This window comes from Pseudonocardia sp. Ae331_Ps2, assembly GCF_001932405.1.
Classification (GTDB): domain Bacteria; phylum Actinomycetota; class Actinomycetes; order Mycobacteriales; family Pseudonocardiaceae; genus Pseudonocardia.
Map to the genome: position 1 here is coordinate 59287 of NZ_MCIM01000002.1, position 3844 is coordinate 63130.

The 3844-nt window shown below is 61.4% G+C and carries 5 protein-coding genes; 2 read left to right on the forward strand and 3 right to left on the reverse strand.

The annotated features are described in order from the left end of the window. On the forward strand, positions 1-191 hold a 191-nt coding region (locus tag Ae331Ps2_RS28640), incomplete at its 5' end, for an IS3 family transposase (protein ID WP_139319264.1). Positions 192-504: 313 nt separating this feature from the next. On the opposite strand, the gene Ae331Ps2_RS28645 is transcribed toward Ae331Ps2_RS28640, so the two are convergent. Together Ae331Ps2_RS28645 and Ae331Ps2_RS34420 are read right to left on the reverse strand one after the other, a co-directional pair. Continuing rightward, on the reverse strand, positions 505-1464 hold the full coding sequence (locus Ae331Ps2_RS28645; protein ID WP_075313139.1) for an acyl-CoA desaturase: 960 nt from the start codon (positions 1462-1464) through the stop codon (positions 505-507). A 187-nt stretch (positions 1465-1651) separates the two neighbouring features. After that, positions 1652-2062, reverse strand: a complete 411-nt coding sequence (locus tag Ae331Ps2_RS34420; RefSeq protein ID WP_075313137.1) for a cupin domain-containing protein — start codon at positions 2060-2062, stop codon at positions 1652-1654. A 474-nt stretch (positions 2063-2536) separates the two neighbouring features. On the opposite strand from Ae331Ps2_RS34420, the gene Ae331Ps2_RS28655 reads away from it, so the two are divergent. Next, positions 2537-3574 carry a PLP-dependent aminotransferase family protein gene (locus tag Ae331Ps2_RS28655; RefSeq protein ID WP_075313135.1) on the forward strand — a complete coding sequence of 346 codons (1038 nt, stop codon included), beginning with the start codon at positions 2537-2539 and terminating at the stop codon, positions 3572-3574. Here Ae331Ps2_RS28655 and Ae331Ps2_RS28660 read toward each other — a convergent pair. Next, positions 3575-3844 (reverse strand): transposase family protein (locus Ae331Ps2_RS28660; protein WP_139319265.1); only part of this gene is annotated, 270 nt, incomplete at its 5' end.

The window sequence follows — 3844 nt, forward strand, 5'->3', positions numbered from 1 at the left end:
CCCCCCTCAAGATCGAGCTGCTCTACTGGCCCGGCACCACGTTCACAACCCGCCGCGAGGCCGAGCACGCCCTGATCCGCTACCTCGACGGCTGGTACAACCCACGCCGGATCCAGGCACGCCTGGGCGGGCTCTCACCCGACGAGTACGAAGACCACTATCGTCGCGCCCAACGCGACGCAGACAGGTAGCCCGCACTCCGGGAAACCGGGGGAAGCTCAGCAGGGTCCCGTCGAGGATCACGAACGCCTTCCCGAGCGCGACCTCGATCGCCTGGGCCAGGGTTGGGGGCCAACGCCGCGAGCAGCTCGGTCGCCTCGCGCAGGAAGCGGTACACGGCCGAGGTCTCGACCCGGAAACCGCGACCGGTAGGAGCAAGCGCGGCGCGGTCGACCTCCCACGCAAGCCCGCCGAGGTGGGCCGGGGGCTGACTGGCCCCGCGACAAGACGGCGCCCCGGTGCTCGTGGGAACACCGGGGCGCCAGTCCTTCTGGCACGGGCAGGTCAGGCCGCGGCGGCCTGCTTCTTGGTCGCCAGCTTCTCGAGCCGGCGGGTGGTGGGCCAGCGGACGGCGGTCGCCCAGCCGAGCTTCTCGAAGCCGCGGATGACGACGGCCGAGATGTCGATCTGGCCCTTCTTCACACCGTGCCGGGCGCAGGTCGGGTCGGCGTGGTGCAGGTTGTGCCAGGACTCGCCGAAGGACAGGACCGCCAGCCACCAGACGTTGGCGGACTTGTCACGGGAGGCGAAGGGACGCTCGCCCCAGATGTGGCAGATCGAGTTGATCGACCAGGTGACGTGGTGCAGCACCGCGACGCGGACCAGACCGGCCCAGAAGAACGCGGTGAACGCGCCCCACCAGGACATCGTGACCAGGCCGCCGATGAGGGCCGGGCCGAGCAGACTGACGACGACGATCGCTGGAAAAGCACCCTGAATTCGCATCATGGTGCTGTCCGCGATCAAGTCAGGGGCGAACCGCTGATGATTGGTCAGGTCGCGCTTGAAGTTCCAGCCGAGGTGGGAGTGCCAGAAGCCCTTGACCAGTGCCTTCGCGCCGGTGCCGTAGAGCCACGGCGAGTGCGGGTCGCCCTCCTTGTCGGAGAAGGCGTGGTGGCGGCGGTGGGTCCCGACCCATTCCAGCACCCCACCTTGCAACGACAGACTGCCCGCGATGGCTAGCGCGATCCGCAGCGGGCGCTTGGCCTTGAACGAGCCGTGGGTGAAGTAGCGGTGGAAACCGACCGTCACGCCGAGGCCGCTGATCGCGTAGAAGACGACGAACAGGGCGACGTCGACCCAGCCGAGACCCCAGCCCCAGGCCAGCGGGACGGCGGCGAACAGGGCGAGCGTCGGGAGAACGACGAACACTCCGACGAGGAGAACTTCCCTGCGGCGGCGTCGGCCGTCGAACAGCGGTGCTCGTCCAGTGCTCGCACGACCCGAGGCATCCTCAATCGTCATGAATTGAACTCAACACCTCGTCGCATCAAAACGAAAATCCAGCCCTCCCCCCCCCCTGAGCAGGTAGGGGAAACCCCCGTACGCCTACCGCAGCGACTGAGACAAGCCATCCAGGTCCTCAAGGCCAAGAAGCTCGCACGGTCACGCAAAGATCAAGTTTATCGTTCCTCGATCTCTAGTTCGCAGGTTAGTCAGAGCGTTTCACAACCCGGTCGACCCAAACGCATTCATGAGCTCTCATCATCCACGGTGCGAGGAAACTTGAATCGTCGTCCGCTCGCTTTCGTTGCTCCGTCTCGAACTTTTTGCGGAGCTCTTCCGCGCGAAGCTTCGCTTCGATCTCTCGGTCAGGGCAGAGCACGACATCGTCATTAAACTCTGGATCCGTCCGAACCTCGACCGCCGTCAGCGGCGAAGAGGAGCTGAGATTTACTGCCATATGCAGTACGCCGGCCGGAACGAAGATGAACTCTCCAGCCGCATGTATATGTGGCGTGAGGTCAGGTCCAGTTAGGGTTAGGGCATGACCAGCCACGGCGATGACGATAATGTCGGAATGCTCGTGAAAATGGACTTTCGACGATGCTCGCGGGGGCATTACTACGATTCCGGCCGACAGTCTTGTAGAGCCTGATGTGGCGGCAGTAATGCACGGGAGTAGTGCTTGCGCTTGCGGTCCACGGATAACTCGATTATCCGCTGCGCCCACGACGGAAACTCTCGCGTCTTTCACCGGTCCTACTTCTCCCTAAACTATTTTAGTGTGACGCTAGACTGGACGTTACCACTCTTCCGTCACCACTCATGTCGCCAGCCGTAACTTTCGAGAGATCGCCAGAGGCAGGCTACCTAGCGGCGAACGAGATTCTATCGATGAAAGCACCACCGACATGACGAAGCAACCCTCCTGGCGGAGTTGGCAGGATGCCGCCAACCAGTGTGACGGATAACCGCCAACTATCAGCTCAACTTGCCCGAGTAGAAGAACTCGACGGCCAGTGTCGAGATAAACTCGGTTAACAACGTTAGGGTCTCGCCGCCAGATCGGTGAGAAACGGGAGACGAGGTTTGTGTGGCATCCGAGACCGCTCAGCGGAAACTAGGTGAACTTGGGACCGACAGAATTGCCGAGATCTTCGAGCGGGTGATCTGCAGCAATGACTTGATTTCGTTCGCGGCGGGGGCCCCAAGTCACGATCTGTTGCCAACTGATTTACTCGAATCGGCAGTCAAAAACGCACTAGCTCGGTATGGGTCGACCATCCTGCAGTACGGTGAGGTAAGAGGCTTCACCCCACTAATCGAAGTCTGTAGTGAGCTACTCGCGGCTCGTGGGATGACACGATGCACAGAACGGATACACATCGCAACAGGCGGTTCTGGAGCTCTCAACAATATCGCCGGATCGGTCCTCGACCCAGGCGACGTGGTTCTCGTCGAGACGCCTACATATGGGCCGGCTTTATCTGTCTTCCGCAGCTATGGAGCGGAAGTCGTCCAGGTGGCCACGGATAATCAGGGCATCGCCCCAGACAGTCTTGACACGATGCTGAGCCGATTTCCCGGCGCGCTAGTGTATCTGCTACCCACCTTTCAAAATCCGACCGGAGCAACAGCATCAGCTGCTCGGAGAATGGCTCTCGCCGCAGTCCTACTACGTCACGACGCGTTGGCAATCGAAGACGACGTATACTGCGAGCTCCGATATTCGGGCACACCCGAGCCAGCTCTTTGCTCGTACGCCCCAGACAACGTCGCATACATCACATCTCTCTCGAAAACTCTTGCGCCAGCGCTGCGTATCGGCATCAGCGTTCTTCCAGATAGGATTCTGAAAACAGTCCTGCGCATCAAACGCGGAATTGATATGCAGACGTCTTCACTCTGCCAGGCTACAGCCGCTGAGGCAATTAAGTCTCTTGCCTATGAAGAGCATCTTCAAACTATTCGTTCAACATATGAACGGCGAATGCAGACGATCGGCGATAGCCTCACAAGGCATCTTACGCCAGTGGTCCGTTGGCGAATTCCAGACGGGGGCCTGTTCGTATGGCTAGAAGGTCCTCCTAGCCTCGATGCGGATAGTGAGGTGTTCTCAGTAGCGGGTTGATCATGTCGTGCGGTCGTACTCGGTGTGGAGTAGTACGAGCGCAGCTGCGGTGATCGCGCCGGTGCGCCAGGGACATAGCGTGACTCGCCGCAACGCGGCGAAGGTGGTCTTGAGCAGGGCGTTTCCGCGTTCGGCCAGAGCACGAAGGGCTGAGTGCAGGGTGTTGACGGTGCGCTGGTTGACCGTCTGCCCGCGGCCGGGGGCGAGTTTGATGGGCACGGTGAGCCGGTCGGCTTCGCCTTCGTAGCCGAGGTCGCCCAGCGCGGCGTG

Bases quoted from the DNA above. Each gene is read 5' to 3' on its own strand.
- Ae331Ps2_RS28645 (WP_075313139.1), bottom strand. From the start codon at position 1,464: ATGACGATTGAGGATGCCTCGGGTCGTGCGAGCACTGGACGAGCACCG.
- Ae331Ps2_RS34420 (WP_075313137.1), bottom strand. From the start codon at position 2,062: ATGCCCCCGCGAGCATCGTCGAAAGTCCATTTTCACGAGCATTCCGAC.